Source organism: Dellaglioa sp. CoH-57-MRSF-19 (assembly GCF_056781975.1).
Window position 1 is genome coordinate 1 of record NZ_JBXAXW010000178.1, and the last position, 359, is coordinate 359.

Genomic DNA, 359 nt, shown 5'->3' on the forward strand with positions numbered 1-359 from the left:
GTACGCAGCGCGCATCCGCATAATCTAAAGGGGCCAATCGGCCCCTTTCCTTTTGCCTAATACCTGAGTGATTTAGTCGGATACTGTTGACGCGGCACCCGACAGTCTATAGAATGCTTCTCATAGGCTCACGTGAGCCATTAACCCGAGGCTTAAAAATGATCTTAACGTTTGGCACCTTTCTTTGCTGTGCGATTGCCGCCGTCGCGATTGTCGCGTGCATCGCGGCCGGAACCCGCGACCATTACCCCGATACGGCACGACTCCGCGCCGCACGTAAAAAGGGGTTTTGAAAATGGGCCTTTATTCCAATAACAAGGATATTGATAAGATCGTTCGCGATCTTGTGCGCAAAGAAA

General features: G+C 51.3%; 1 protein-coding gene. It reads right to left on the bottom strand.

Features of this window, described 5'->3' with window-relative positions; all coding sequences use genetic code 11:
* Nucleotides 1–164: 164 nt before the first annotated feature.
* Nucleotides 165–359: hypothetical protein (locus AC1RO3_RS08845; RefSeq protein WP_481764055.1), on the bottom strand; the 195-nt coding region annotated here is incomplete at its 5' end.